The organism is Embleya sp. NPDC025285, from assembly GCF_055558835.1.
In genome coordinates this window covers 106308-132470 of the sequence record NZ_JBVHLU010000005.1, presented here as the reverse complement: position 1 = coordinate 132470, position 26163 = coordinate 106308, and the positions used below count along the sequence as shown (strand labels likewise).

The window sequence follows — 26163 nt, the reverse complement described above, 5'->3', positions numbered from 1 at the left end:
CGAGCTGCCCGGGCCGGCTAGCGTGGTCGGGTGAGCAGACACCGAAGGCTCCGCGCGACGTCGCCGGCGGTTGTGCTCGGCGTGGCCGTGCTCACCTCGATCGCCACACCGATCGGTGCCGCCGCGGCGCCGGTCCAGGCCGGTTCGGCGCTCGCGCGCGGGTCGGCCGAGGTACGTCTGCGCCCGATCCCGCCGCCGCTGTCGCCGCTTCCGACCGATCACCCGCTCCGGCCCGGCATCCGACTCCCCAACACCGACACGGTCGGCGCGGCGCGCTGCCCGGACTCGAACCCGGCGACCGCGGCGGACCCGCTCGGCGCGGGCCGGCCGGACACCGCCACGCTGCGCGAACGGGCCCGCGTCCCGGGCGCCGAACCGGCCCGGGACGACTGCCGGGGCCTGCGGGATCCGGGCCGGCGCGCCGATCCGGGCGCCGCGCCGCATGTGTCGTCCGCCGTTTCGACCGGGTCGGGGGCCGATCGAGCCGGTGCCGGGTCGCTTCGTCACCCGGCGGGCGCCCCCCGCCCGGCGGCGGCCGGCAAGCCCCCGCGTCGCGCCAAGCCCCCGGGCAGCCGCGAGGGCGCGGCCAAGGACCGAGGCGCCGCCGCCAAGCGGGCGGTGCACGACGGACCCGCGGTGATCGCTCGCAGAGCGATCACCGACCATGTGGCGAACACCGGCTCGGCGCCGGTGTTGCCGCTGAGCGTGGCGGCCGGCCTTCTGCTTCTCCTCGGCGGCTTCCTGCTCGCCGCCGCTCGCCGCCGCGACTGACCTCTGCGCCGGTCGGGCTCCGGCGCGTGGCTCGATTCCCCGCCGAGCAGCACGCCGCCGGCACCGCATCCGCGCTTTGGGCTCCTCGCCGCGCTCGCCGCGCTCGCCGCCCCGGCGAAACACGCGAATGGAACAATCCTGCGGGCTTCTCCACGGCACGCCGATGCGCCACGGCACCGGGTGCCGCGGTGTTCGGCATCGCGTTCGAAGTCCCGCCTCAGCGCGACGAACAGCCCCGCACCGCCTCGATCAGTCCGAGTGCCCGTACGTCCGTGTGCAGGGGCGACCGGCCGTTGGTCACGTACGCGAAGGCCAGTCCCGCCGCCGGGTCGGCGAACGCCAACGGGCCGCCGCTGCCCGGGTGTCCGAACGCGGCGGGATCGCGGGAGACGCCGAAGAACGCGGTCTCCGGCTTCATGAAACCCAGGCTGAACGCGGTGTGGTCGCCCAGGATGCGGTCCCGGCCCTCGACCACCGTGCGGGTCACCTCGGTGACGGTCGCGGGGGAGAGCAGCCGCACACCGTCCAGCGTGCCGCCTCCGGCGAGCATCGCGTACACCCGGGACAGCGCCCGGGCGTTGGTCACGCCGAGCCCGGAAGGCACCTCCCACCCGAGCACGTCCGGATCGTGATCCGCACCGGGGGCGGCGAGTTCGGGCAGCGCGAGCATCGCCCGGCCGAGATCGGAGCCGAGGTCGAGCAGACCGGGGTCCATGGGGGCGAGGGTGGTCAGGTGCGCGAGCCGGGGCACGACGGTCGCCGGCAGGCCGATGTGCGCGTCGACGCCGAGCGGGCCGGCCACCTCCTCGGCCAGGAACGCGCCCACCGTGCGGCCGTCCACCCGGCGGATCAGCTCGCCCGCGTAGAAGCCCCAGGTCACCGCGTGATAGCCGTGTGCCGTTCCGGGCTCCCACACGGGCCGCTGGGCGGCCAGCGCGTCGGCCAGCGCGTTCGGTACGGCCACCTGGTCGAGCGTGATCGGCTCGTCCAGGAACGGCAACCCGGCCTGATGCGACAGCAGTTGGGCGACCGTCACGGCACGTTTGCCGGCCGCCGCGAACTCGGGCCAGTAGCGGCACACCGGCTGCGCGGGATCGAGGAGGCCGCGATCGATCAGCACCGCCAGGCACGTCGCGACCAGGCCCTTGGTGACCGACCAGACCACCTGCACGGTGTCCGGCTCCCAATCGCGTCCCGTGTCCGGTTCGGCCAGTCCGCCCCACAGGTCCACCACCGGCGCCCCGTCCAGATGGACCGCGAGCGCGGCGCCCACCTCGCCGTTGATCGCGAAGTTCTCCTCGAACGCGGCCTGTACGGGCGCGAATCCGGGCGCGACGAAACCGTCGACGTGCATGGTGTGGTCCTTTCGCGAACGCTCGGGGTCCCCCACCGGCGTCGGCGTGGTCGGCAGCCGTCGCCTCGTCAGTTTCGGGGGGTGACGCCTTCCAGCACGAGCGCCGTGAATTGGGCTTCCAGTTCGGGCAGGGTGCGGTCGATGCCGGACTTCCAACCGGCGGTGAGCCACAGTGGATAGGCCAGGTAGCGGTAGACCAGCTCCGGATCCAGATCGGCGCGGAACTCCCCGGACTCGATGCCCTCCTGAAGGGTGTTCAGCCACAGGTCGCGAACCCGGGCACCGTCCGCCGCCAGATGCGCGAAGCGCGGCAGTGTGGCCAGGTAGGCGTAGTCCCGGACGTACATCGTGGCCGCGTCGGGGTGGTGCTCTATGGTGCGGAACGCGGCGTGCACGAGTCCGCGCAACCGGTCGCTCGAGGTGCGCGCGTCGGCGAACGCCTCGTCGTACCAGGTCGACAGGTCGCGCATCGCGCCGGTGAGGATCTCGTCGATCAGATCCTCTTTCGAGCCGAACCAGTGATAGATGCTGCCCGCGAGAATCCCCGACGCGTCGGCTATCTCGCGCACCGTCGACGCGACGACTCCCTTGCGGGCGAACAGCGTTGCCGCCTCGGACAGGATCACCTCCCGGCGCGGAAGTGCTTCGGGTTCCGTCTTCCTGCGTGACATGAGCGCCCGTTCTCGGTCCGGCGGGTGGATGCGGCTGCGTCGTGCGGTGCGTGCAGCCTAACCGCAGGTGGAGCGGTTGCCGTTGATCGGTGGGGGATTGCCTTCAGGGAGAACCGAACTGCCTATCTAACATTTGTTAGATTGTGCTGAACCTTCTACGCCAGTTCTCGAATCGCTGTCAAGGCCCTTGCGGGCAAAGGGCGTTGCGGTCTAGCTTGTGCCGCATCCGGGACTCCGTGGGGGATGGCCGGGCGGGGAGACGACGCGAGAGGCGTTGGCTCCCATGGCTCGATGGACGGCACGCACGGCGCATGCCGTGCGCACGACACGCACCACCAGAGCGGCACGAGCAGGCCGAGGACCCGCCGGGAATCGATTCCGGACGGGCGGCCCCGTCGTGTCCGCTCGCACCGCGCCGGTCACCGGCGTTTGCGGCGGTGCGTCGACCGAGCTCCCGGCACTCGTGCACGGTGCGGTCTGACCATGGTCACCTTCGTCGCGCCGTTCGCCGCCCCCGCGGTGTCCGGCCGCCTCGGGGCCGATCCGGGCCGACTCCGGCTCGCCGGGCGTAGGTTGCCCGGTCGCTCGGGTGCGCCGTCATCCCTCGTTCCGACTTCGGTGTTCGCGACGCGTCCCGATCGGGTCGTGCTCGGGTGCGTCGACCGGGCCGGGGGCGGCCGGTTGCTCCGAACCAGTACCAACCATGTGTCGTGGCCGGGAGGTGACGCCGGGTCAGGAGGGGAGTCGGCGTCTGTCCGGTTCGCGGAGGTTGTCCCGGATACGTCCGGGTCGGTATCGGACGGGGTGGGGGAGCCCTGTTCGAGCGCCGATCCGGCTTCCGGATCGGCCTCCGATACGGGTGGCGCGCGGGTGGGGGGTGACGCCGTGTCAGGTATGGCGTCCGGTCCCGTGCGCTGCCCGGGGGAAGGGTCCGACGCCGGGGCGTGCCCGCATGCGCGCCTCGGCTCGGGCCCCGGAAAGCCGCGCGGCCGGGGGGCGGCCGTCGCGGCGCGGCAGGTGTTGCTTGGGGAAGCGACACTCGCGGGCCCGCCCGCGCGGGTGCGAACGACCGTTGCACACGCGCGGGATCCGGGCCATGCCAAGGGGGGCGACCATGCCTGACCCGGCGCGCCGGTACGTCCCGGGGCCCGAGCCGGTCCCGGCCGTCGCGTCCGATCAGGCGCGACGACCGGTCCTGCAGGTCCGGGACATCCGGGTGGACTTCGGCGCATTACGCGCCGTGGACGACGTGTCCCTGACGGTGGATCGCGGCGAGGTGCTCGGCGTGATCGGCCCGCGGGGCAGCGGCAAGACCACGCTGCTCAACGCGATCACCGGGGTGGTGCCGGCCGGCGGCGAGTTGTTCGTGGACGGCCGGCCGGTCCGCCTGGGCAGCCCCGAACGCTCGCGCGGGGCCGGCCTGGTCCGGATGTTCCAGACCCCGCAGCCGGTTCGCGCGTTATCCGGCGCGGACAGTGTCGTGCTCGCCGGCTCCGAGACCCGACACCGGCTGCTGCTCGCCTCGTGGTTGTTACGCCCGATGATGGCGCGGGTCGAGCAGGAGCGCAGACCCGGCGGGCCGGCCGCGCCGGGTCGGGCGGGCCCGCGCGGTCGCCCCGAGCGGAACGCGGGCGTGCTCACGTACGGCGAACGACGGCTCCTGGACATCGCGCGCGGCATGGTGGCCGTACCGCGTGTGCTGCTGCTGGACGAGCCGAGCGCCGGATTGACACCGCGCGAGACGGAGGCCCTGCTGCTGCTCCTGCGCGGTGTCGCGGCGGACGGCGTGGGGCTGCTCGTGGTGGATCACGAGAGCGACTTCGTCGACGCGGTGTGCGATCGGGTCACCCTGTTGGAATCCGGCCGCGTGGTTGCGGAGGGCACGCCGGCCGAGGTGCGACGGGACCGTCGCACCATGGACGCCTGTTCGGGAGGGCACGCGTGATGACCGAGACCGAGTCGCCGCACGCCGAGATGAACACCGTCGGCGCGATCGGCGCGATCCACGACATCGACGAGATCGAGGAAAACGGCGGGATCGAGGAAGACGACGGGGTCCGTGGGATCCCGAACGGGGGAACAACAATGACGCACACGCTGCTCGAAGGCGCCCGGTCCGCGGTCGACGGTCTGCCCGGCGACCTCGGGGCCCTGCCCTACGAACCCGACGCCCCGCGCACCCAGACCAGGCTCGTGGCCACGACCGCCGCGAAGCCGGACCCGCGCGGGCCGCGCGTCTCCCGCCGGATCACCCGCGCGCGGCACTGGATCCGGCTGCGCCGGGCGTAGCCCGGACGGCGGTCGTATCCGCCCGGGCCCGGCGTGTCACGCCAGGGCGCGCGGATCGGTCCGCCCGACAACCCCGGCGCGCGGATCGGTCCGGCCTACAACCCCGGCGCGCCCGGCGGGTACTTGATCGCGTTCTTGACCATCTTGTCCCGCAGCGCCTGCGCCGGGTCGATGCCGAGCTGCCCCGCGAGTCCGAGCAGGTAGGCGAGGACGTCCGCGATCTCCTCCCGGACATGCTCGCCGCGCTCCGGATCCGACATCACGTCGGCGGCCTGCTCGGCAGTCAGCCACTGGAAGATCTCCACCAGCTCCGCCGCCTCCACACTCAGCGCCATCACCAGGTTCTTCGGCGTGTGGTACGGCTGCCAGTGCCGCTCGGCGGCGAAGGCGGCGAGCGCGGCGGTCAGTTCGGCGAGTTCGGAATCGGCCGGGGGAGTGGTGTCCATGCCCCATGCCTACCGCATCCGACGCGCCCCGGTCGCACCGGTGGTGTCACCCCGGCGAGGGAGAATGGCCGCGGGGTATGTCCGGCCGGTCCGGCCGCCCCGACCGCCGTCGTCCGCCCTGGAAGGTTCGCATGAGGGTCGCCACCTGGAACATCAACTCGATCGGGGCCCGGCTGCCCAAGCTGCTGGAGTGGCTGGAGCGGGCCGCGCCCGACGTGGTGTGTCTGCAGGAGCTCAAGTCCACACCCGAGGCCTATCCGAGCAAGGAACTGGAGGAGGCCGGCTACACGTCGGCCGTCAACGCCGGTGGGCGCTGGAACGGTGTCGCGGTGTTGTCCAAGGTCGGCCTGGCCGATGTCACCCTCGGGCTGGAGGCCGGTCCGGGCTTCCCCGAGGTCGACGGCCCGCACGAGGCTCGGGCGATCTCCGCGACCTGCGGCGGCGTCCGGGTGTGGTCCGTGTACGTGCCCAACGGCCGCGAGGTGGACAACCCGCACTACGCCTACAAGCTGGAGTGGCTGAGCGCGCTGCGCACCGCGGTCGCCGCCGACGCGGCGGGCTCGCGACCGTTCGCGGTGCTCGGCGACTTCAACGTCGCGCCCACCGACCGCGACGTGTGGGACATCTCGCTGTTCGGCGAGAACTCCACCCACGTGACGCAGGCCGAGCGGGACGCGGTCACCGCGTTGGAGGGCGTGGGACTGCGCGAGGTGATGCCCCGGGCGCTGAAGTACGACGTCCCGTTCACCTACTGGGACTACCGCGAGCTGGGCTTCCCGAAGAACAAGGGCATGCGGATCGACCTGGTCTACGGCAACACGCCGTTCGTCACCGCGACCACCGACGCCTACGTCGACCGCGAGGCCCGCAAGGGCAAGGGCACCAGCGACCACGCGCCGGTCGTGGTGGACCTGGACGTGTAGCCGCCGGCCACCCGGTCCCGGAGCCGGCCGCGCGTCGTCTCCGGGACCGGCCGCCGGTACGGATCCCGCCGGCAGGACCACGGCTGCTACAGATACAACCCCTCGCCATCGTGCCGGGGCCGCTCGACCTCGACCGGCGCCGCGCCGTTGCGCAGCGCGTACAGCTCCGCGAGGGTCGCGTGCGTGCCGATGCCGTCGGCGGTGCCGAGCCACTCGCGCGCCTCGGCGAAGTCCAGCGGGCCGACGTCGATCTGGGCCAGGCAGCGGCCGGGGCGCACCACCGCCGGGTGCAATCGGCCGAGGTTCTCGTTGGTCGTGATCGCCACCATCACGTTGCGGCCCTGACCGAGCAGACCGTCGGTGAGGTTGAGCAGCCGGGACAGCGCCTGACCGGCCGAGCGCTTGGCCTCGCCGCGGATGAGCTCGTCGCAGTCCTCCAGGACCAACAACCGCCACCGCTGCTTCTTGGACTTGTCGTGCGTCTCCTCGTCCTCGTCGCCGCGCCCGATCGCCACGTCCATCAGGTAGCCGGTGTCGCCGAACAGCGCCTCGGGATCGAGTACGCAGTCCATCCGGCACCAGTCCTGCCACGAGCGGGCCAGCGCGCGCAGGGCCGTGGTCTTGCCGGTGCCGGGCGGACCGTGCAGCAGAATCAATCGCCCGGACACGTCGTCGGGCGTCACCTTCATCAGTCGGTCGAACGCGCCGGCGGTCGGCGCGGTGTAGTTGCGCCGGATGTCCTCCCACGGCGCGGCGGTGATCGCCCGGGTGGTGCGGTACGGGCCGCGCCGGGCGGAGAAGTACCAAAAGCCCATCGCGACGGCCTCGTCCTTGGGCGGCGGATCGGCCGCCGCTCCCTTGACCGCCTTCTTCAGCACCGCGCGGCCGACCTTCTCGTCGACGGCGGTCACGGTGACCTCGCCGCCACCGCTGCGCCAGCGCACCGAGCGCAGGGTCCAGCCGTCGCCGACGGCGAGCTGGGAGGAGCGGTCGTCCTCCTCGACGGCGCGGACCACCTTGGCGCCGCGCGGCACGAGTCGGGCGCCGGGCTTGACCCGGTCCAGGCGGGTGGTCCTGGCCCACGGCTGGGCGCCGGTCACGAAGGCGGCGAGGGCGAGCCCGTCCACGGCGTCGTAGGGGGTGTCCGCGTCGTCGAGTCCGAAGACGAAGGGCAGCAGCGTCGAGGGGTCGTCACCGGCTGAGCTCGGCGCCCCATCCGATGGGCGGGACGTCTGGCGAGGCATCGACATGAATTCGATGATCCGGTGCCCCGGGCCGTCCGTACAGAGGTTTTCGCGTAGCGCTTTTTCCCGACCGGGCGGTGCCGGCCGGGGTTCGAGGACCGGGTTCAGGCGTCGTAGACCGCGTCGAACGCGGCCAGCGCGGTGGTGATCGCCTCGTCGCGGGTCAGGCCGAGCCGGTGTGCCCGGTGGGCGTACTCCAACGCGGCCTCGCTCGCGGCCCGGTGTGCGGTGTCGCCGACGGCGGCGACGAAGCTCCCGGAACGACCCCGGGTCTCGATCACGCCGTCGGCCTCCAGTTCGCGGTAGGCGCGGGCGACGGTGTTGGGCGCGAGGCCGAGGTCGCCGGCCAGGCCGCGTACGGTCGGCAGCCGGGTGCCGGCGGGCAGCGTGCCGGCCCGGGCCTGCTCGGCGAGCTGGGCCCGAATCTGCTCGAACGGCGCGACGGGCGAGGCCGGATCGACGGTGATCACCATGGCCGCGAGCCTAGGGCCTGGCGGTGCGGCCCGGCGGCAGCACGGCCGCGCGCCCGGAGCCTGGCTGTGCGGCCCGGCGGCGGCATGGCCGAGAGTCAGGCCGCCTGCGCCGGGCACCACAGCCAGGATCCGGGCGCGGCACCGGTGTCGGAGCCGGGCACGTCGCCCGATCGTGGGGCCGGGTCAGGACGCGTCGACCGTGGTGACCGGATCGCTCACCCGCTGCCCGGTCGGTGCTCGGGACAACGTCCTGACCTCGGGGATCACGAACACCGCGAGCACCAGCACGACACACGCGCCCGCGCAGGCCCACAACATGTTCGGGTAACCGAAGGCGTTGCCCGCCGGGCCCGCCAGTGCGGTGCACGCGGGGGCCAGGGCCATCGAGCCGAGCCAGTCGTAGGCCGAGACGCGGGCCACGTACTCGGGCGGGATCTCCTGGTGCAGGGCCGACATCCAGCACACGCCGAACACCTCCATGCCCACCCCGCAGACGAACATCGACAACGCGAGCAGCGGCCACGGCGCGGGGATCGCGAGCGCGACGAAGGTCGGCGCGACCGGCAGGAGGCCCCAGTTGCCCACCCGAAGCAGTCGGCGCGGCCGATACCGCACCTGGATCAGACCGCCGACCAGGGCGCCCAGGCCCAGCGCGCTCAGCGCCACCCCCCACGGCCAGGCCGCGCCCCAGTGCTCCTCGGCCACCAACGGCCCGTACACCGTCTCGCCGGCGGTCATCACCCCGTTCAGCAACGCGAACTGCAGCACGATCCCCCACAACCAGCGCCGCGCCACGAACGCCCGCCAACCGTCCACGAGTTGCCGCAAGACCGAGTCGTCCTCGACCGGCCCGGACGCGGGCAACCGCATGAATAGCCGCAGCATTGCGGCCGACACGAAGCAGGCGGCGTCCAGCACGAGCACCACCCCGGGCCCGATCGTGGTGGTCAGCGCCCCGCCGAGCGCCGCCCCGCCGATCTGCGAGCCGGTCGCCGCGACCCGGTACGCGGCCAGTGCCGGCCCGGCGTGCTCGGCCTCCATCGAGGCGAACAACAAGCCCTGTGCGGCGGGCAGATACAGCGCCTGCGCCGAACCGCCGATGCCGGAGAGCAGCATCATCACCCACAGGCGGGTGCCTCCGGTGAGCACGTAGACCCCGAACACACCCTGGGACAGCGCGTTCGCGATGTTGGCGAGCACCATCACGTGATGCCTCGGGAAACGATCCGCGATCACACCGCCCAGCAGCAGGAAGCCGACCAGCGGCAGGGTCCGCGCGGCGGCCACGAACCCGACACCGGTCCCGCCGCCACCGGCCTCCAGCACCGCGAAGGCCGCAGCGATCAGCGCCCCGGAATTACCCAGCCCGGTGACGAAGGTGGCCCCGGTCTGCAACACATAGTTGCGGCTCGCCCACGTGGGCAGCGCAAGTCGGCTCGACATTCGTGACTATCGGCACAAACACCGGGCCGCTGTCGAATGATTTCCGGGACACCCGTCGGCGACCGGGCCGGTTGCCGCGCCACGACCCCGGCACGGGAAGGCGGAAGTGCGCGGCGCCGCGGGCGCGGCTGCGGCACGGTGGACCCGTCGAACCCAGCGTGGTCACACGCTCGCCGAAGGGGGAATCCGTGTCCGACATACCGTCGATCCGGGCGTTGTTCGCCGTGGATACCGAGAGGTTCACGCATCACCGCCGGGACCCGGACGACGAGCCGCACGTCGGCGGCTCGGCCCGGGGCGTGTGAGATGAGCCTTCCCGACGAGCGGCCGCTCGACCCGGCCGCCTCGGCTCGCGCCGTCCCGCCGCGCGAGGGCGCCGCCGGACCCCTGCGGTCCGAGCGGCGGATCGACCCGGCACAGGTCGACCGGGACCGAGCGGATGGTGAGGGGCGATATGAGGACCGGCTGGACACGGACCGGCCGGACGAGGACCTCGTGCGTCCGGACGCGGCCGGCACGGTGATCGTCAACCTGGACGGCACGACCGGGACGCACGTCTTCGGCGCACGGATGTTCGCGGACCTGACCTCCGGGGCCGGCCCCGGCAGCGCGGGCCGGTTGCGGCAGGCGCGCGAGGGTCCGATCTGGCCGGAGGAGAGCGAGTTCGTCCGGCGCACGTTCGTGCCGCCGAAGGGCTACCTGCGCGCCCGCAGCATGATGGCCCGCCACCTGATCCTGCTCACCGGCGAGGCGGAGTCGGGCAAGCGCACACTGGCCCTGCACCTGATGCAGGACCAGTACGCCGGGAAGGTGATCGCGCTCGACCCGGACGAGGACCTGACCACCCACCGGATCCAGCGCGGCCGGGGTTATGTGGTCGACTCCGCCGCCGCGGACCCGCTTGCCGGCTACGCCCGCCACGACCTCGAACTGCTGCGCGGTCGCCTGGTCGAACGCGACAGCGTGCTCGTCGTGACCGCGGTCGCCACCGCCCCGGTGCTCGCCCTGTGGGCACCCTGGCACGTGCCGTGTGAACGTCCCGACCCGCTCCAGGTGCTGCACAGCCACCTCGCCCACCACCTGGGTCGGGACTGGGAGCGCCGCCACCTGGACCTGGTGGACGAGGACATCGCCGAACTGGTGCGTGCCGACGGGGGCCGTCCGGACCGGGCCTCGGCCGTCGCCGGCGACCTGGCCGATCTGGCCGACGGCAGGTTCACCAGGACCGAGGTGCTGAACGTGCTGCGCGATCGCGACCACGCGGCCGTGGCCGGCTGGCTGCGGGCGCATCCCGGGCGCGCCGACTGGGCGCTGATGATCGCGGCGGCGGTCTTCGAGGGGCACGACTACGGCATCGTCACCGAGCGCGCGGGGGCGCTGCGCGAGACGCTGACCGAGCGGCTGCCGACCGGGGCCGAGGAACCGGCCGAGGACTGGCCGCCACGGGCCCGGGCGGCCCGGTTGGACCTGATCGACGCGACCACGATCGCCGCCGACGCGACGCGTGACGGTGCCCGCTACCGGCTCGACGTGGTCGCCTTCGACCGACCGCACTGGGCGGCGTCGGTTCGGGCGCACGTGTGGGACGCCTACCCGGACCTGCGCGACCCGCTGCTGGACTGGTTGGCCGCGACCCCGCGGCATCCGCCGGACGTCCACCGGGTCGCGGCGCGCGCCGTGGGCGACCTGATCGCGACCGGCCGCGGGCACCGGCCGTTGGCGCCGGTGCTGCGCTGGGTCCGGGACGACGCCAGGCGCGCGATGGCGGTGCCGGCGTTGCGGGCGGCGGCCCAGGACGCGGTGGTGGCCACCCAGGTGCGGCGCCTGTTGGCGGACTGGAGTCGGGACACCACCCGCTCGGGGCTGCGACTGATGGCGGCCCGGGCGTACCCGGGGCTGGCGTCGGTCTATCCCGGCCGGACGTTGACGGATCTGCTCCGGCTCGCCCGGACGGGGGACCGCGCGGTGGCGGCGGCGGCCCGGGAGGGTCTCGCGGCGCTGTGCCGGGACGGCATGCGCGCCGAGTCGGTGCTGGAACGGGTGGAGGACTGGGAGGAGGCGCGGGCCGCCGCCGAGGTGGCGGCCGTCCTGGTCGGCGAGGACGCCGACGGCGAACTGTTGACCGGCGAGCGATTCCTGGCCGTGGTCCGGCACGCGGTGTGCGATCGGGACGCATACCCGGTGGTGGCCCGGCTGTTCACCGACCTGCTCGGCACCACGCGGGGCGACTCGACCCGCGCCGCGGCGCTGCGCGCGTCCTTCGTGCTGCTGTTTCGCACCGGCCGTGGCCGCGGCCACGGACTGGAACGCCTCGCGTACGACCTGACCCGGCTGGCCCACCGGGGGCTGCCCGACGGCGGCGTGATCGACATCAAGGTGCTCGAACCCGCCATCACCGCGTTCGAGGAGCCGCCGACCCGAGCGAACGGGGGAGCAAGCGCATGACCGACGACCGGATTGCCCTGGTCCGGCCCGCCACCGGCTCGCGCATCCTGACCTACCTCCGCCATCGGTTCGGGTCGCCCGCCGATCATGTGCTCGTGGTCCCGTCGAGCGCGAAGCCGGGACCGACCCTCGCGGAGGTGCGCAAGGCGCGCGAGCTGTGGTGGGTGGCGGTACGCGAGTTCGCCGACATCCGCGAGTTCGAGCTGCGGGCCGGACCGGACGGCGAGCGTGCCTGTCGGGTGCAGGTACAGCTGCACTGGTGGGTGCACGACCCCGGAACGGTCGCGCGTCTTCGCCCCGTGGACGCGGTCGCCTTCATTCGCCGTGACGTGGAGAACCGGATCCGCAAGGCGATGGCCGTGTCGCACGACGCCGACGAGGGCCGGGTCCAGGACGAACTCGATCTTGTGGCGGCTCAGCCGACGGTGCTGGCGGAATACGGACTCGGCTATCGCCCGGCGGGCGCGATCCTGCTTGCCGAGCCGATTCCGGACAATATCCGGGACGCGCTCGACCAGGCGCGCTGGGCGGTGCCTCTGGAAAAGGAGCGACAGCGGCTCACCCGAATGCGGCTGGATTTTCACCAGGCGCTGATTCGAGAGGGGCCGAAGGCGCTGATCGCGTACTGGCTGACCCGGTTTCCCGATCGAATCGAGGCGGTGGTGGAGCACCTGGATCGCCGTGATTCGGCCGCGGCCGCGGATTCCACCCTGAGTACCGAACTGCTCGCGTTGCTCGGCGACGCCGACGACTTCGAGCGCAATCAACTACGGAAGGCGATCGTGGCCGGCCTTGCCGCGTCCGGGCCGCGTGGCGTGGAGGTGCTGCGCGGCCTGGGCCTGTGGGACGACCTGGTCGAACGCGGTTCGGACGCGAGAGACGAACCAAAATCGGGCGGATAGCGAAATCGAGCACGACCAGGGGCCGCACACCCATGGTGGTGTGCGGCCCCTGCGGTCCGGCTGTTTCGCGTCGACGTTCCGCCGGCTGTTATTCCCTCCGGCCTGTCGCTCCGCTCGAAGCCTTGCCTAACGCTCTTCGCGGAACAGTACGTGCTTTCCGGCGGCCGGGTCGTACTTGCGCAGGCTCATCCGGTCGGGGTCGTTGCGCCGGTTCTTTCTGGTCACGTAGGTGAAACCGGTCCCGGCGGTGGACCGAAGTTTCACGATCGGACGAAGCTCACTGCGAGCCATGGACGCCTCCCGGAGTTTCGAAGTGTGTCCCGATGGCTGCTTCAAGGCATTGGGACGACCGGTTATTCCACGGCTTCCACGCGGGGGAGGGTCACCCCGTCGGCGCGCGTCGGGTAGGCGCGCGGCATCGGCCGGCGGGGCGGTGGCGGGGGATCGAGGACACGCTCCGGCGACCGCGAGATCGCCCCGGAAACCCCGGGCGCGGTGGGGGTGCGCGATGCGATGCTGGCCCGGTGAATCGATCGGACGTGCTGCTTCAGATCCCCGCCGAGTTGCAACAGTTCCTGCCGCCGAGGCTGCGTGGACTGCCGGTGACCATCCCCGCCGACGGGGATTCGACCCTCGGGCACCTGGTGGAATCCGCCGGACCGCCGCTGCCCGAGGTCGGCGCGCTGCTGGTGGACGGTCGCGAGGTCGGGCCGGGGCATCGACCGGCCGGCGGCGAGGTCGTGGACGTGCTGCCGATCCGGCGCCCGCAGGCCATCCCGGAATTCGCCGACGCGCCGCCGCGCTTCCTGCTCGACGTGCACCTCGGCGCGCTGGCCCGTCGGATGCGTCTGATCGGGATCGACACGGCCTATCACAACGACTGCGACGACCCGACCCTGGTGATCCAGGCCAACGCCGAGCGGCGGGTGCTGCTCACCCAGGACCGCGGTCTGCTCCGGCGCAAGAACCTGTGGTTCGGCGCGTACGTGTACGGGATCCGCGCGGACGGCCAACTCGACGACCTGCTCCGCCGGTTCGCGCTGCCGCTCGCACCCTGGACGCGCTGTACGGCGTGCAACGGCGAGTTGCGGGCGGCGACGCGCGAGGAGGTCGAGTCCGAGGTCGAGGCGGGCACGCTGGACCGGGTGGACGCGTTCGCCCGATGCCGCGCGTGCGACCGGGTGTACTGGCACGGTGCGCACGGCGGTCACCTGGACGAGATCGTCGAGGCCGCACGGCGCACCGTCGCGGGCATCCGCTGACGGTCGCCGCGCACGGCTGCGACCGGTCGCGGACAGCAACCGTGCCCTGTCGCGGCCCCGCGCCGATGGTTACGGTCGGGGCATGGATGCTCGCACCGGCAGGCGCTGCCACACCGTACTGAATCCGCTGCATTCGCTGGTCTACTTCGCGCCCGAGGCCGACTCCGAGTTCGTCGCGGTCGGGTTGCGGAAGGGACGGATGGGCTACTTCGCGTCCCGGGCCGCGCCGATGGGGGCGGTCGGTGCGGCCACCGTCCGGGCGACCTTCTACAACTTCAGCCCGGTGCTGATCGGCCGGCACATCCCGGCGGCATGGGCGCTGGCCACGCCGGAGGCGGTATACGCGGCGCGACTGCGGGTGGTCGACCAGGCGCTGCGCCGGGTCCTCGGCGAGGACCTGGTGCGCTCGGCGGAACTGCGCGAGGCGGCCGAACTGGCGCTGTCCTGCGCGTGGGCGGGCGGCCCGGAGGCCCGGCCGCTGTACGCGGCGCACGCCGAACTCGACCCGCCCGACCCGGCGGTGCAGCCGCACGTCGCGCTGTGGCACGCCGCCACGCTGATCCGCGAGTATCGCGGCGACGGGCACCTGGTGGCCCTGGTCGAGGCCGAACTGGACGGCATCGAGGCGCTGTTCACGCACACCGCGACCGGGCGCGGGTTCGTCCCGGAGTTCGCGATCGGCAATCGCGGTTGGACCGTCGAGCAGTGGGAGGCGGCCCGCGACCGGCTGGCCACGCGCGGCCTGGTCGACGCGGCCGGCGCGCTCACCGACGCGGGGCGCGAGTTGCGTCGTTCCGTCGAGGAACGCACCGATCGCCTCGGCCTGGCCCCGTTCCACCACCTCGGCGACACCGACACCGCCCGCCTCACCGACCTGGCCGCGATGCTCACCGGCACTGCCCTGGCCAACGGCGCGTTCCCGCCGGGCGTCTTCGCGACGCCGAAGGGCTGACCCGGGCGGCAACGCCGACCCGAGGCCGGGCCGGACCCGACGCGGGGTCCGGCCCGGCCCATCCGGTGCCCGATCGAGGACGAGGCCGGATCGGGCACCGACACCCCGCGTCGGCACCTCGCCTCGGCACCCGCCTCGGCACCCCGCCTCGACGTCAGCGAACCCGACCCCGGGCCCGCAGCGGTACGGACGGCAACGCGGGCGCGTCCATCCGCGGCCCGTCGTAGCCGTTCACCGTGCCGAAGTCGGACCCGTTCGCCCACGCCGTGCGCGCGGCGGTGACCTCCTCGCCCGTGCGCGCCACGAAGTTCCACCACATCACGATCTCCTCGGCGAAGGGCTCGCCGCCGAGCAGCATCAGGTCGGCTCCGTTCGTCGACCGGATCGAGAGCGAGGTCCGCCCGCAGCCCAGATACAGCAGCCCGCCGGGAGCGAGCGGCACGCCGTCCACCTCGGCCTCGCCGGACATCGACATCACCGCGTACTCGAAGTCCGGCTCCAGCGGCGGCCGTACGTCCGTGTCCGGCGCCAGGGTCAGGTCCGCGCCGACCAGCGGGCTGTAGGTGGTGCCCGGCGAGGTGGACCCGTCCAGCGTGCCCATGATCACGGTGGCGGTCAGTCCGCCGCCGACGACCACCGGGAGCTCGGTGTGGTGCTCGAAGTGCGGGTCCACGCCCCGATGCGCGTCCGGCAGCGCGACCCACAGTTGCGCGCCGTGCAGCAGTCGGGCGTGTTCGCGCGGGGACTCCTCGGAGTGCGAGATGGCCCGGCCCGAGGTCATCAGGCCCAGCTCGCCGGGTCGCACGGTGGCCAGGCTGCCCAGGCTGTCCCGGTGCAGCACGCTGCCCTCGCGCAACCAGCTCACCGTCTGGAGCCCCAGGTGCGGGTGCGGCGGGACCTGCATGCCGGGCGCGTCCGCGATGTCGTCCGGGCCGTAGTGGTCCACGAAGCACCACGCGCCGATCATCCGCCGGCCCAGGCTCGGCAGCAGCCGGCGGACCATGTGGCTCTCGCCCAGCGGCACCTCGCGGGACTTCAGCAACTCGTGGACGGGTGCGCCGGGGACGTCGGCCCGGCCACCGCACGTGGTCAGGGTCGGTTGGGTATCGAGGTTGCTCATGGCGCCAACGCTACGCGGACCGGGACGTCGGCCCACGGACCCGGCGGGTGGGGAGCACGAACCCGGCGGGGCCGGCGGCGAGGACGGCGAAGTCACGTCCTAGGATCGGTATCGCCCTGGGATGGGTGGAAAACGGACGATCCCGCGAATGCCACCGGGGCGTTTCGCGGCTCGGAAGGATGACACGCGTGCGGCTCGGCTTCCTCACCCACGTGGCCGGAGCCGGCGACGACGCCCGCGCGGTCTATCGCGAGACCATCGAACTGGCGGTCGCCGCAGAGGAGTTCGGCTACGACTCGTTCTGGGTCGCGCAACACCACCTGGGCGCGCAGGGCGCGTCGGCGCCCTCCCCGTTCGTGCTGCTCGCCGCGATCGCCGAACGCACCACCCGGATCCGTCTCGGTACGGCCGTCGTGGTGGCCCCGACCGAGCACCCGATCCGGCTCGCCGAGGACGCCGCCGCGCTCGACACACTCAGCGCCGGCCGGCTGGAACTGGGCCTCGGGGCGGGCTCCGACCCCGCGACGTTCGAAGCGTTCGGCGTCCCGTACCAGGCTCGGCACGCCCGGCTCCGGGAGACCGTGGACACCGTGCTCGACCTGTTGACCGGCGCCGACCTGGTCCCGTCCGCACCCACCCTGCGCGACCGGATATGGCTCGGCACGGGCAGTCCCGAAGGCATCGCGTGGGCGGTCGAACGCGGCCTCGGCATCCTCTCCGGCCGCCGCTCGAGCGGCCCCGCCGGCCCGCTCCCGGGCGACCGCGAGGCGGCGGAACACCTGGCCCGGTACACCCCGACCCGCGTCGCCCTCTCCCGTCCGGTGCACCCCGGCGCCTCGACCGCCCTGACCGAGCGGCTGATCCCGTGGATCACCCGGGGCCGAGCCGCCGGCCGCTTCCCGGTCGATTTCACGCCGACCGACTACCTGGCAATCGGCAACATGTATACGGGTACCCCGCAAACCGTGGCCCGGTCCCTGCGGGCGGACCCCGGCTATCCGCACGCCACCGAGCTCCTGTGCCACACCCAGCCCGCCCGGCTGCCCCCGGCCGCGCTCCTGCCCGTCATGCGCCGCACCGCGCACGAAGTCCGGCCTCTGCTCCGCGCGGCCGCGGCCGAGGTGACGTGAGCCCGGCCGACACGACGGGAGCGGCAGCCGGGTCGACGCCCTCGTGCTCCCGGGCGGGCCCGGGAGCGGTCAGGATTCCCGGTGCGCACCCGCCGACGGCACCGCCTCGAAGAATCGCGGAGCGGTGAATCCCCGGGTCGCGAAGGACTTTTCCACCGCGTCCGCGACCGCCGCGCACCGATCCGCGTCGACCAGTGCGATCGCCGAGCCGCCGAAGCCCCCGCCCACCAACCGCGCCCCGAGCGCGCCCGCGGCCAGCGCGGTGTCCACGGCGGTGTCGAGTTCGGGGCAGGAGATCGTGTAGTCGTCCCGCATCGACACGTGCGACGCGGTCAACTCGGGCCCGATCGCCCGCACGTCGCCGGCCCGCAGTGCCTCGACCACCCGCAGCACCCGCGCGTTCTCGGTGAGGATATGCCGCACCCGACGGCGCAGCGGCCCGTCCGGCAGCGCCGCCAGGGCCGCGTCCGGGTCGGCCACCTCGCGCAGCGACGGCACCCCGAGCAGTCCTGCCGCCTCCTCGCAGGAGGCCCGCCGTTCCGCGTACCCGCCGTCCACGAGCGCGTGTCGGGCCCGGGTGTCGATCACCAGCAGACGCAGCCCCACCCCCTCGCAGTCGAACGGGACATGAGTGCCCGTCAGATCGCGGCAGTCGAGGAAGAACGCGTGGCCCGCGACGCAGCCGAGCGAGGCCATCTGGTCCAGCATCCCGACCGGGACGCCCACGAAGTCGGTCTCCACGCGTTGCGCGATGCGGGCCAGCCCGACGCGATCCAGGCCCAGTTCGTACAGGTCGTCGAGCGCCAGCACGACCGCGCAGGACAGCGCCGCCGACGAGGACAGCCCCGCGCCCACCGGCACGTCGCTGTCGATCCGGATGTCGGCGCCGCCGACCTCGTGTCCCGCCTCGCGCAGTGCCCACAACACGCCCGCCGGGTACGCGGCCCAGCCGGCCGGTGCGCCGGGCGCCAGGTCCTCGATCGCGATGTCGAGCGATTCGCTGCCCGCATGGCCGGACGCGAGCCGCAGTCGGCCGTCCGTACGTCGCCCGACCGCCGCGCGCGCGGTGTGCGGGATCGCGATCGGAAGCACGAACCCGTTGTTGTAGTCGGTGTGTTCGCCGATCACGTTGACCCGGCCCGGCGCCGCCCAGACGCCCTCGACACGGAACTCGCTCATCGCACGGCCTCGCCGTCCCGCAGGAACGACCACGCGTCCGCGACGATGTCCTCGAGCGAGGTCCGGGTGGGACGCCAGCCGAGCACGTCGCGCGCCCGGTCGGCGGCGGCGACCAGGACCGGCGGATCACCCGCCCGGCGCGGCGCCTCGTGCGCGGGCACCGCGCATCCGGTCACGGTGCGGACCGCGTCCACCACGTCGCGGACCGAGAAGCCGGTGCCGGTGCCGAGGTTGCAGATCAGGTGCCCGGTCGCGGCGCCACCCGCCTCGGTGGCGTCCAGCGCGAGCAGGTGCGCGTCGGCCAGATCGGCGACGTGGATGTAGTCGCGTACGCACGTGCCGTCGGGCGTCGGGTAGTCGGTGCCGTACAGCGCGACCGAGCCGCGCGTGCCGTTGGGCACCTGGAGCGCGAGCGGGATCAGGTGGGTCTCGGTCGCGTGCCGCTCGCCGTACCGGCCGTGGGCGCCCGCGACGTTGAAGTAGCGCAGGCTCACCGCGCGCAGGCCGTACGCGGCGCAGTACGAGGTGATCAGGCGATCGACCGTCAGTTTCGAGGCGCCGTACGGGTTCGTCGGCGCGCACGGCGCGTCCTCGGTGATCGGCGAGACCTCGGGGGCGCCGTACACGGCCGCGGTGGAGGAGAACACGAAGCGGGTGACGCCGTGCGTGCGCAGCGCGTCCAGCAGCGCGAGCGAGCCGCCGACGTTGTTGTGCCAGTACTCGGCCGGGTCGGTGACCGACTCGCCCACCAGGGAGGACGCGGCGAAGTGCAGCACGGCGTCGAACGAGGCGTCCAGATGTTCGGCGGCGTCCTGGACCCGGCCCTCGACGAGTCGCGCCTTGTCCGGGACCGCGTCCCGATGCCCCGTGGACAGGTCGTCGAGCACCACCACCTCGTGGCCGGCCGCGACCAGGTGGGCGGCGACGACGCTGCCCACGTAGCCCGCGCCGCCGGTGACCATGAGCTTCATTCGCCGACCTCCCGCAGTCGTGCCGCCGCGGTCTCCGGCGGCACGTCGCTGATGAACACACCCATCCCCGATTCGCTCCCGGCAAGGTACTTCAACTTGCCCGGTGCCCGGCGAATCGAGAAAAGCTCCAGGTGGAGCGCGAAGTCCTGGCGCCCCGAGCGGACCGGCGCCTGCTGCCACGCGGAGATGTACGGCGCGGGCTCGCCGTCGAACAGCCGGTCGAAGCGGCCCAGCAGGTCCAGGTACATCGCGCCGAACTCGGCGCGCGCGGCCTCCTCCAGCGCGAGCAGGTCCGGCACCCGGCGGTTCGGGTACAGGTGCACCTCGTACGGCCAGCGCGCGGCGGCGGGCACGAACGCCGTCCAGTGCCCGCCCTCGGCCACGATCCGCGACCCGTCCGCGCGCTCGTCGGCCAGCACGTCGTCGAACAGGTTGCGGCCGGTGCGGTGCCGGTGCGCGGTCGTGGTGGCGATCATCGCGGCCGTGCGCGGGGTGACGAACGGGTAGGCGTAGATCTGCCCGTGCGAGTGCGGCAGCGTCACGCCGATCTCCCGGCCGCGGTTCTCGAAGCAGTACACCTGCTCGACGCCGGGCAGCGCGGACAACTCGGCGGTGCGGTCGGTCCACGCGTCCAGGACCAGGCGCGCGCGCTCGGGGGTGAGGTCCTTGAAGGACGCGTCGTGCTCGGGGGTGAAGCACACCACCTCGCACCGTCCGCCGGACGGTCGGCGCGGGAACGGGGCGTGGTCCCAGCCGGGTTCCGGGCCCGCCGGCGGACCGCCGTCGGCCGCGGAGGAGCCGGACATGGACGGGAAGCGGTTCTCGAAGACGACGACCTCGTAGTCGGACTCGGCGACCTCGGTGGCCCGCTCGGGCGTGGACGGACACAGCGGGCACGCGTCGGCGGCGGGCAGGTGGGTCCGGGTCTGCCGGTGCGAGGCGACCATGACCCATTCGTCGAGCAGTCGGTCGTAGCGCATCTCCGAGCCACTGACCACGGGCGCGAGATCGCGGTGGTCGACGGCGGTGCGCACCGCGTCGTCCCGGGTGTCGTAGTAGACGATCTCGCGACCGTCGGCCATGACGGCCTGCGTCTTCTTCATGCGCTCATTTTGCGAAGCTTTCCAAAACTTGTCAATGAGAAAGGAAAGATGCCAGCAGGCTTGCCATTTGGCGGGATCGACCGGGGGTCACCTGCGGTTTGACAAGTTTCGAAAGGTGTCCGCAAGATGCTGCCCATGCCTGACGACGACACCGACGGACTGCCCGCCGAGGGCCGCCGCGCCCGGATGGCAGCGACGATCGCGGACCGGGGTTTCGCCAAGGTCACCGACCTGGCCGAGGCGTTCGGCATCTCGCGGGTGACGGTCCGGGCCGACCTGGAGGTGTTGGAGCGGCAGGGCCGGCTGCGCCGGGTCCGCGGCGGCGCGATGTTCACCGGCCGCGACCCCCGGGTGGAGCCGTCCTTCGAGGAGGCGTTGACCTCGGCGTCGCCCGCGAAGACGCTGATCGGGCGGGCGGCCGCGGCACTGGTGTCGCCGTCCGAGAGCGTGGTGCTGGACGTGGGCACGACCACCACGTTCGTGGCCCGCGCGCTGGTGGACCGCGAGGAACTGCGCGACCTCGTGGTGTTCACCAACGGGCTGACCATCGCCCTGGAGCTGGAACGGGCGATCCCGCGGTTCTCGGTCGTGGTCACCGGCGGCACGCTGCGGCCGTTGCAGCACTCGCTGATCAATCCGCTCGGCGACCACATTCTGGAGCGGATCCACGCCGACACGGTCTTCATCGGTTGCAACGGCGTGCATCCCACCGGGGGCATCACCAATGTGAACCTGCCCGAGGCCGAGGCCAAACGCGCGATGTTGCGAGCCGCGGGTCGCCGGGTCGTGGTCGCGGACGGCTCGAAGCTGGGCCGGGTCGAACTCGCCGAGGTGTGCCCGCTGGCGGACATCGACCTGCTGATCACGAGCGGCGCGGCCGATGCGGAGGCGCTCGACGCGCTGCGCGACGTGGGGCTGGAGATCCTGGTCGCGGAGTAGGCGGCCGCTGCGCGCAGCGGGTGCGGGGTGGGCATGTACCGGAGCGCGCGGAGTAGGCGGGCACGGCGCGAAGCGGGTAAGGGTGGGCACGTACCCGAGCGCGGGACCCTGCCCGGACCCGAGCCGGTCCTCCCGCCGTGGCCCCTCACTCGGCCGCCGCGACCCTCGGCGCGCCCGTCCCGGCCCCCTCGCTCGACGGTCGAGGCGCCCTGGTTAGGCTGCCCTTGCGAACGGTTCACCCGGCTTCGACCGATTCCGGGTGTCGCAAGAGGGAATCCGGTGCGAATCCGGAACTGCCCCGCAGCGGTAAGTGGGAACGAAAGTCGTCATCACGCACTGGGCCCCGGTCGAACGGGTCCCGGGAAGCGACGACCGGTAGGCATCCCGGCCACACCCGTGGCTCCCGGGACCCGCCCACGAGTCCGAAGACCTGCCGTCGCCCGCGTACGCCTCACGCACGCGGACTTCCGGGACCTCGCGGGCGGGTCCGTCGGACGACGGCGCCGTGCGGTGTCCGCCGCCGTACTCCCTCCCGAGTTCCCCCGACGAGGACTCGCAAGGGAGAGCTTCGACGATGCGTACGCAGATACCCGGGCGGATGCCGGCGGCACACCGATATTCGTGGGCCGCGGCGGTGGCCGCCCTCGCGCTGTTCGCGACCGCGTGCGGCGGCGCCGTGCGGGACGACAAGGCCGCCGCTCCCGCACCCGCCGCCTACAAGCCGTACGCGGACACCGACAACTGCGGTGTGACCACGAGCTACGACCGGCCGCCGCAGCGCGCCGCGACGCTGACCTCCAACGCGACCGAGCTGATGCTCGAACTGGGCCTGGCCGACCGGATGGTGGGCACCGCCTACCTCAAGGGCCGGACCATCGGCGACAAGTACAAGGAGCCGTACGCGCGGATCCCGGTGCTCGCCGACGCGCAACCCTCGCTGGAGAAACTCCTCGAAGCCACCCCCGACTTCGTCTACTCGGGCTACCCGGACGGCTTCTCCGAGTCGTCCGGCCACACCCGGGCGCGGCTCGGCGAGTTGAACATCAAGACCCACCTCAACCCCGAGGGCTGCGCCAAGGCGCCGGTCACCTTCGATCAGCTCTACGGCGAACTCCGCTCCATCGGCGGCATCTTCGGCGTGCCCGAGCGCGCCGAGCGCTCCGCCGCCGCGTTCCGGCAGCGGCTCGACGCGGTCACCGCGCGGCTCGCCGGCGCCGCGCCGGTCAAGGTGTTCGTGTACAACTCGGGCGCCGACGCCGCGCAGACCACCGGCGGCAACTCGATGCTCAACGAGATCATCACCCGTGCCGGTGGCACCAACGTGTTCGCCGACCTGAACGAGCGCTGGACCAAGGTCTCCTGGGAGCAGGTGGCCGAACGCAAGCCGGACGTGGTGCTGATCTACGACTACGTGACGCCGCCGGTCGACGCCAAGATCGCCACCCTCAAGGCCACTCCGGTACTCGCCGACGTACCGGCGCTGCGCGCGAACGCCTTCCCGGTGATCTCGCTGTCCGTAGCGCAGCCCGGGCCGCGCTCGGTGGACGCGGTCGAGGAACTCGCCAGGCAACTGCACCCCGACCGGCCGTGACGGTCGATCGGGACCCGGTGGCGGTACGGGTCGCGGTCCTGCGCGGCGAGGGCCCGCCGACACCACCGGTCGGCCGTGCGGCGGTCGTCCCGGGCGGCCGGGTCCGCCTTCCGCTGGTGGTCGGCGGCCTCCTCGTCGCGCTGTTCGCGGCGGCCGCGGCGGGGCTGCTGGTGGGGTCGGTGTCGGTGCCCTGGTCGGAGACGTGGCGCATCCTCGCGCATCGCGTCGGCGGAGACGCGTGGGTGCGGCCGTCGTGGAGCCGCGCACACGACCTGATCATCGCCGACACCCGGTTGCCCAGGGTGCTGCTCGCCGCCGTCGTCGGCGCGACGCTGGCCGTGGTGGGCATGGTGATCCAGGCGATCGTGCGCAACCCGCTGGCCGGTCCGGACGTGCTCGGCGTCTCCTCCGGCGCGGCCACCGGAGCGGTCCTGGTGATGCGCTGGGGCGTCGCGTCGATCGGCGGCCTTTCGCTGGGCGCGCTCACCCTGAACGCGGCCGCGTTCACCGGCGGACTGATCACCCTGCTCGTGGTCTTCTCGGTGGCCCGCTCCGGCGGCCGGGTCACCGCCGTGCGACTGGTCCTGGCCGGCGTCGCGGTCAGCGCCGTGTTGTCCTCGCTGACCAGCCTGCTCGTGCTGACCTCACCGGATCCGCAACTCGCCGCCCAGGTGCTGTTCTGGACGCTGGGCGGCTTCGGCTCGGCCCGCTGGACCCTGCTGCTCGTCCCCGCCCTCGCGCTCGCGATCGGCCTGGTGGTGCTGCTGCTCCAGGCGCGCAACCTCAACCTGCTCCTGGCCGGCGAGGAGAGCGCGGCCGCGCTCGGCCTGGACGTCCAGCGCTTTCGGCAGGGCATGTTCCTGCTCGCGGCGGTGCTCACCGGGGTCGTCGTCGCGGTCAGCGGCGTGATCGGCTTCGTCGGCCTGATGTTGCCGCACGTGGTGCGATTGCTGGTCGGCGCGGATCATCGGCGCGCGCTGCCGGTGGCCGCGCTGCTCGGCGCGGTGTTCGCGATCTGCGCCGACCTGGTGGCGCGTACGGTGCTCGCGCCGCAGGAGTTGCCGGTGGGCATCGTGACCTCGCTGGTCGGCGGCCCGTTCTTCGTCTGGCTGCTGCGCCGGGACGCGCGCCGGGAAGCGGGCGCACGATGACCGGGCCCGCGGCACGCCTGGTCCTGGACGACGTCACCTTCGCGATCAACGGCCGGCCCCTGGTCGACGCGGTGTCGCTGACCGTCGAGCCCGGCGAGGTGGTCGGTCTGCTCGGCCCCAACGGCAGCGGCAAGTCGACCCTGCTGCGCAGCGTGTACCGGGTGAACCGGCCGACCTCGGGCCGGGTACTCCTGGACGGCGAGGACGTGTGGACGCACTCGGCGCGCTGGGCCGCACGCCGGATCGGCACCGTACTCCAGGACATGCCCACCGACTTTCCGCTGACCGTGCGGGACGTGGTCGCGATGGGCCGCTCCGCGCACAAGGGCCTGCTCGACCCGGACGACGCGACCGACCGGGCGATCGTGGCGGCGGCGGTGGAGCTGCTGGAACTCGCCGACCTGACCGAGCGCGCGTTCGCGCTGCTGTCCGGCGGTGAGCGGCAGCGGGCGCTGGTGGCACGGGCGTTGGTACAGCAGCCGGGCCTGCTGGTATTGGACGAGCCGACCAACCACCTCGACATCCACCACCAGCTCGCACTGCTGCGGTTGGTCCGTCGGCTGGGCGTGAGCGTGCTGGTCGCCCTGCACGACCTCAACCTGGCGGCGATGTTCTGCGACCGGATCTGCCTGTTGGCCAACGGCCGGGAGGTGGCGACCGGCACGCCGGCGCAGGTGCTGACGGCACCGACGATCGAGCGGGTGTACCGGATCGAGACGGACATCCGGACGCACCCCCGGACCGGGACGCCGCTGGTGGTGGTGTTGTAGGGGAAGCCGGGCCGAGACGGGCGGTCGGGGCGGCTGTGCCCGGTGCGTTCGCCGTGTTCGCCGTGTTCGCCGTGTTCGAGAGGTCCGGTGTGTCCGATGCATTCGATATGTCCGATGCGCGGCGGGTGCCGTCCGGGCGGGTGAAGGGCGGAAGTGAGTAGTTGTACGGATGTTCGCGTCGGACCCGCCGCCTAGCGTGATCCGCATGACCTACACGCCTCCCACCCCGGGCAGCAATGGCGAAGGCTTCGCCCGCGCGGCGGCGTTCGTCGTCGGCCTGTTCCTTTTCGTCGTGGTCGCGATGGTCGATCTGTTCGTCCTGATCGGCTTCGGCGGCGCCACCGAATCCTGCGCCAACCAGACGTGCCGCGACTGGTACGGCACCCGACTTCCCTGGGTCTTCGGCCTGTTCGCGCTCAGCTTCGTGACGGCCCTGATCGCCCTGGTCCGCCGTCCCCGCCGCCGCGGCGGCCGTCGCGTGACGATCACCCTGCCGTTGTCCCTCGCCGCCATCGCGCTCCAGGCCACCGCCTTCGCCCTGAGCCAGAACGGTCCGGCCGCCTGAACGCACGGGCGGCCCGTCGGGCCGGATCGCGCACGCGCCGGGGCCGGTGTGTTTTCGGCCGGCGGTCCACGCCGCACAAAGAGCGTGAAGAGGTCATATCGGCGCGCGGGTTCCGGTCGTCGCACGCGTTCTGTCACCGCTCGCGCAAGCACGGTGACGGTCGGACACCATCGGCCCGCCGACGGCCGGCGCCGAAGCCGCTCGGCGCCGCACGACGTTCCCCACCAAGGCGCTGACCTGCGCGGACGCCGCCCGGGGGTGCGGGCGGCGGACGGCGGCGTGACTGTGCCCCCGGCAGGACTCGAACCTGCGACCAAGTGCTTAGAAGGCACCTGCTCTGTCCACTGAGCTACGAGGGCGTGGGCGAATCAGGATCTTGCACTGGATCCGGTCGCGGCACAACAGAATAGGGCCGTGTGCATGCCTCACCGACGTTCCGGCGGTCACCGTTACCTGATCAGACGCAGTT

Annotated in this window: 25 protein-coding genes, 1 tRNA gene and 1 riboswitch; of the genes, 14 read left to right on the top strand and 12 right to left on the bottom strand. The window is 72.9% G+C overall.

Annotated elements, in window-relative coordinates:
- Positions 1-30 precede the first annotated feature (30 nt).
- Positions 31-771: a hypothetical protein gene (locus ACZ4FV_RS05375; RefSeq protein ID WP_402234221.1), complete on the top strand. Its 741-nt coding sequence runs from the start codon at positions 31-33 to the stop codon at positions 769-771.
- 217 nt (positions 772-988) lie between these two features.
- On the opposite strand, the gene ACZ4FV_RS05370 is transcribed toward ACZ4FV_RS05375, so the two are convergent.
- Together ACZ4FV_RS05370 and ACZ4FV_RS05365 are read right to left on the bottom strand one after the other, a co-directional pair.
- On the bottom strand, positions 989-2125 hold the full coding sequence (locus tag ACZ4FV_RS05370; protein WP_465321913.1) for a serine hydrolase domain-containing protein: 1137 nt from the start codon (positions 2123-2125) through the stop codon (positions 989-991).
- Positions 2126-2193: 68 nt separating this feature from the next.
- Entirely contained in the window at positions 2194-2796 is a 603-nt protein-coding gene (locus ACZ4FV_RS05365) for a TetR/AcrR family transcriptional regulator (RefSeq protein ID WP_395863102.1), read from the bottom strand.
- 1114 nt (positions 2797-3910) lie between these two features.
- On the opposite strand from ACZ4FV_RS05365, the gene ACZ4FV_RS05360 reads away from it, so the two are divergent.
- Both ACZ4FV_RS05360 and ACZ4FV_RS05355 read left to right on the top strand, forming a co-directional pair.
- The gene (locus ACZ4FV_RS05360) at positions 3911-4741 is read left to right on the top strand and encodes an ABC transporter ATP-binding protein (protein ID WP_465321911.1); all 831 of its coding nucleotides are present in this window, start codon (positions 3911-3913) and stop codon (positions 4739-4741) included.
- Entirely contained in the window at positions 4741-5085 is a 345-nt protein-coding gene (locus tag ACZ4FV_RS05355; RefSeq protein WP_402234226.1) for a hypothetical protein, read from the top strand. The genes ACZ4FV_RS05360 and ACZ4FV_RS05355 overlap by 1 nt, the downstream gene beginning before the upstream one ends.
- A gap of 95 nt (positions 5086-5180) precedes the next feature.
- Here ACZ4FV_RS05355 and ACZ4FV_RS05350 read toward each other — a convergent pair whose 3' ends face one another.
- Positions 5181-5531, bottom strand: a complete 351-nt coding sequence (locus tag ACZ4FV_RS05350; protein WP_395863096.1) for a nucleotide pyrophosphohydrolase — start codon at positions 5529-5531, stop codon at positions 5181-5183.
- Between the two features lie 131 nt (positions 5532-5662).
- Here ACZ4FV_RS05350 and ACZ4FV_RS05345 point away from each other — a divergent pair, with 131 nt between their 5' ends.
- A complete protein-coding gene (locus ACZ4FV_RS05345; protein WP_402234228.1) occupies positions 5663-6454 on the top strand; it encodes an exodeoxyribonuclease III in 792 nt (263 codons plus the stop codon).
- 86 nt (positions 6455-6540) lie between these two features.
- Here the strand turns inward: ACZ4FV_RS05345 and ACZ4FV_RS05340 are convergent, their stop codons facing one another.
- The 3 genes from ACZ4FV_RS05340 to ACZ4FV_RS05330 form a co-directional block, all read right to left on the bottom strand.
- Positions 6541-7704 (bottom strand): DUF5925 domain-containing protein, encoded by a 1164-nt coding sequence (locus tag ACZ4FV_RS05340; RefSeq protein ID WP_395863092.1) that lies wholly within the window; start codon positions 7702-7704, stop codon positions 6541-6543.
- A 98-nt stretch (positions 7705-7802) separates the two neighbouring features.
- Complete coding sequence (locus tag ACZ4FV_RS05335; RefSeq protein ID WP_395863090.1) at positions 7803-8171, bottom strand: GntR family transcriptional regulator; 369 nt, start codon at positions 8169-8171, stop codon at positions 7803-7805.
- 183 nt (positions 8172-8354) lie between these two features.
- Positions 8355-9614 (bottom strand): MFS transporter, encoded by a 1260-nt coding sequence (locus tag ACZ4FV_RS05330; RefSeq protein ID WP_402234230.1) that lies wholly within the window; start codon positions 9612-9614, stop codon positions 8355-8357.
- A gap of 306 nt (positions 9615-9920) precedes the next feature.
- Here ACZ4FV_RS05330 and ACZ4FV_RS05325 point away from each other — a divergent pair, with 306 nt between their 5' ends.
- Complete coding sequence (locus tag ACZ4FV_RS05325) at positions 9921-12059, top strand: hypothetical protein (RefSeq protein ID WP_465321909.1); 2139 nt, start codon at positions 9921-9923, stop codon at positions 12057-12059.
- Positions 12056-12961 carry a hypothetical protein gene (locus ACZ4FV_RS05320; protein WP_465321908.1) on the top strand — a complete coding sequence of 302 codons (906 nt, stop codon included), beginning with the start codon at positions 12056-12058 and terminating at the stop codon, positions 12959-12961. Before ACZ4FV_RS05325 ends, ACZ4FV_RS05320 begins: the two co-directional genes overlap by 4 nt.
- A gap of 126 nt (positions 12962-13087) precedes the next feature.
- Here ACZ4FV_RS05320 and rpmG read toward each other — a convergent pair whose 3' ends face one another.
- Positions 13088-13252, bottom strand: a complete 165-nt coding sequence (rpmG, locus tag ACZ4FV_RS05315; RefSeq protein WP_395863083.1) for a 50S ribosomal protein L33 — start codon at positions 13250-13252, stop codon at positions 13088-13090.
- A gap of 233 nt (positions 13253-13485) precedes the next feature.
- Here rpmG and ACZ4FV_RS05310 point away from each other — a divergent pair, with 233 nt between their 5' ends.
- Together ACZ4FV_RS05310 and ACZ4FV_RS05305 are read left to right on the top strand one after the other, a co-directional pair.
- The gene (locus ACZ4FV_RS05310; protein ID WP_402234236.1) at positions 13486-14223 is read left to right on the top strand and encodes a Mut7-C RNAse domain-containing protein; all 738 of its coding nucleotides are present in this window, start codon (positions 13486-13488) and stop codon (positions 14221-14223) included.
- A gap of 82 nt (positions 14224-14305) precedes the next feature.
- Complete coding sequence (locus ACZ4FV_RS05305; RefSeq protein WP_402234238.1) at positions 14306-15175, top strand: SCO6745 family protein; 870 nt, start codon at positions 14306-14308, stop codon at positions 15173-15175.
- Between the two features lie 154 nt (positions 15176-15329).
- Here the strand turns inward: ACZ4FV_RS05305 and ACZ4FV_RS05300 are convergent, their stop codons facing one another.
- Positions 15330-16295 (bottom strand): pirin family protein, encoded by a 966-nt coding sequence (locus tag ACZ4FV_RS05300; protein WP_465321907.1) that lies wholly within the window; start codon positions 16293-16295, stop codon positions 15330-15332.
- A gap of 188 nt (positions 16296-16483) precedes the next feature.
- Here ACZ4FV_RS05300 and ACZ4FV_RS05295 point away from each other — a divergent pair, with 188 nt between their 5' ends.
- Complete coding sequence (locus ACZ4FV_RS05295; RefSeq protein WP_395863075.1) at positions 16484-17425, top strand: LLM class flavin-dependent oxidoreductase; 942 nt, start codon at positions 16484-16486, stop codon at positions 17423-17425.
- Between the two features lie 69 nt (positions 17426-17494).
- On the opposite strand, the gene galK is transcribed toward ACZ4FV_RS05295, so the two are convergent.
- Genes galK through galT form a run of 3 tightly spaced genes read right to left on the bottom strand, consistent with a single transcriptional unit; the run spans position 17495 to position 20678 of the window.
- A complete protein-coding gene (gene galK, locus ACZ4FV_RS05290) occupies positions 17495-18604 on the bottom strand; it encodes a galactokinase (RefSeq protein WP_465321906.1) in 1110 nt (369 codons plus the stop codon).
- On the bottom strand, positions 18601-19566 hold the full coding sequence (galE, locus tag ACZ4FV_RS05285; RefSeq protein ID WP_402234318.1) for a UDP-glucose 4-epimerase GalE: 966 nt from the start codon (positions 19564-19566) through the stop codon (positions 18601-18603). The genes galK and galE overlap by 4 nt, the downstream gene beginning before the upstream one ends.
- A 5-nt stretch (positions 19567-19571) precedes the next feature.
- Positions 19572-20678: a galactose-1-phosphate uridylyltransferase gene (gene galT / locus ACZ4FV_RS05280; protein ID WP_402234244.1), complete on the bottom strand. Its 1107-nt coding sequence runs from the start codon at positions 20676-20678 to the stop codon at positions 19572-19574.
- A 135-nt stretch (positions 20679-20813) separates the two neighbouring features.
- Here galT and ACZ4FV_RS05275 point away from each other — a divergent pair, with 135 nt between their 5' ends.
- The 5 genes from ACZ4FV_RS05275 (at position 20814) to ACZ4FV_RS05255 (ending at position 25694) form a co-directional block, all read left to right on the top strand.
- Positions 20814-21617, top strand: coding sequence for a DeoR/GlpR family DNA-binding transcription regulator (locus tag ACZ4FV_RS05275; protein ID WP_395863069.1), 804 nt, complete (start codon positions 20814-20816; stop codon positions 21615-21617).
- A 213-nt stretch (positions 21618-21830) separates the two neighbouring features.
- Positions 21831-22069, top strand: a riboswitch (cobalamin riboswitch).
- Between the two features lie 122 nt (positions 22070-22191).
- Positions 22192-23208 (top strand): ABC transporter substrate-binding protein, encoded by a 1017-nt coding sequence (locus ACZ4FV_RS05270; protein ID WP_395863068.1) that lies wholly within the window; start codon positions 22192-22194, stop codon positions 23206-23208.
- Positions 23205-24359: a FecCD family ABC transporter permease gene (locus ACZ4FV_RS05265; protein WP_402234246.1), complete on the top strand. Its 1155-nt coding sequence runs from the start codon at positions 23205-23207 to the stop codon at positions 24357-24359. Before ACZ4FV_RS05270 ends, ACZ4FV_RS05265 begins: the two co-directional genes overlap by 4 nt.
- Positions 24356-25129 carry an ABC transporter ATP-binding protein gene (locus ACZ4FV_RS05260; RefSeq protein WP_402234248.1) on the top strand — a complete coding sequence of 258 codons (774 nt, stop codon included), beginning with the start codon at positions 24356-24358 and terminating at the stop codon, positions 25127-25129. The genes ACZ4FV_RS05265 and ACZ4FV_RS05260 overlap by 4 nt, the downstream gene beginning before the upstream one ends.
- Before the next feature lie 205 nt (positions 25130-25334).
- Positions 25335-25694, top strand: a complete 360-nt coding sequence (locus ACZ4FV_RS05255) for a hypothetical protein (RefSeq protein ID WP_395863062.1) — start codon at positions 25335-25337, stop codon at positions 25692-25694.
- 286 nt (positions 25695-25980) lie between these two features.
- On the opposite strand, the gene ACZ4FV_RS05250 is transcribed toward ACZ4FV_RS05255, so the two are convergent.
- Positions 25981-26053 (bottom strand) — tRNA-Arg (locus tag ACZ4FV_RS05250).
- Between the last annotated feature and the right edge of the window lie 110 nt (positions 26054-26163).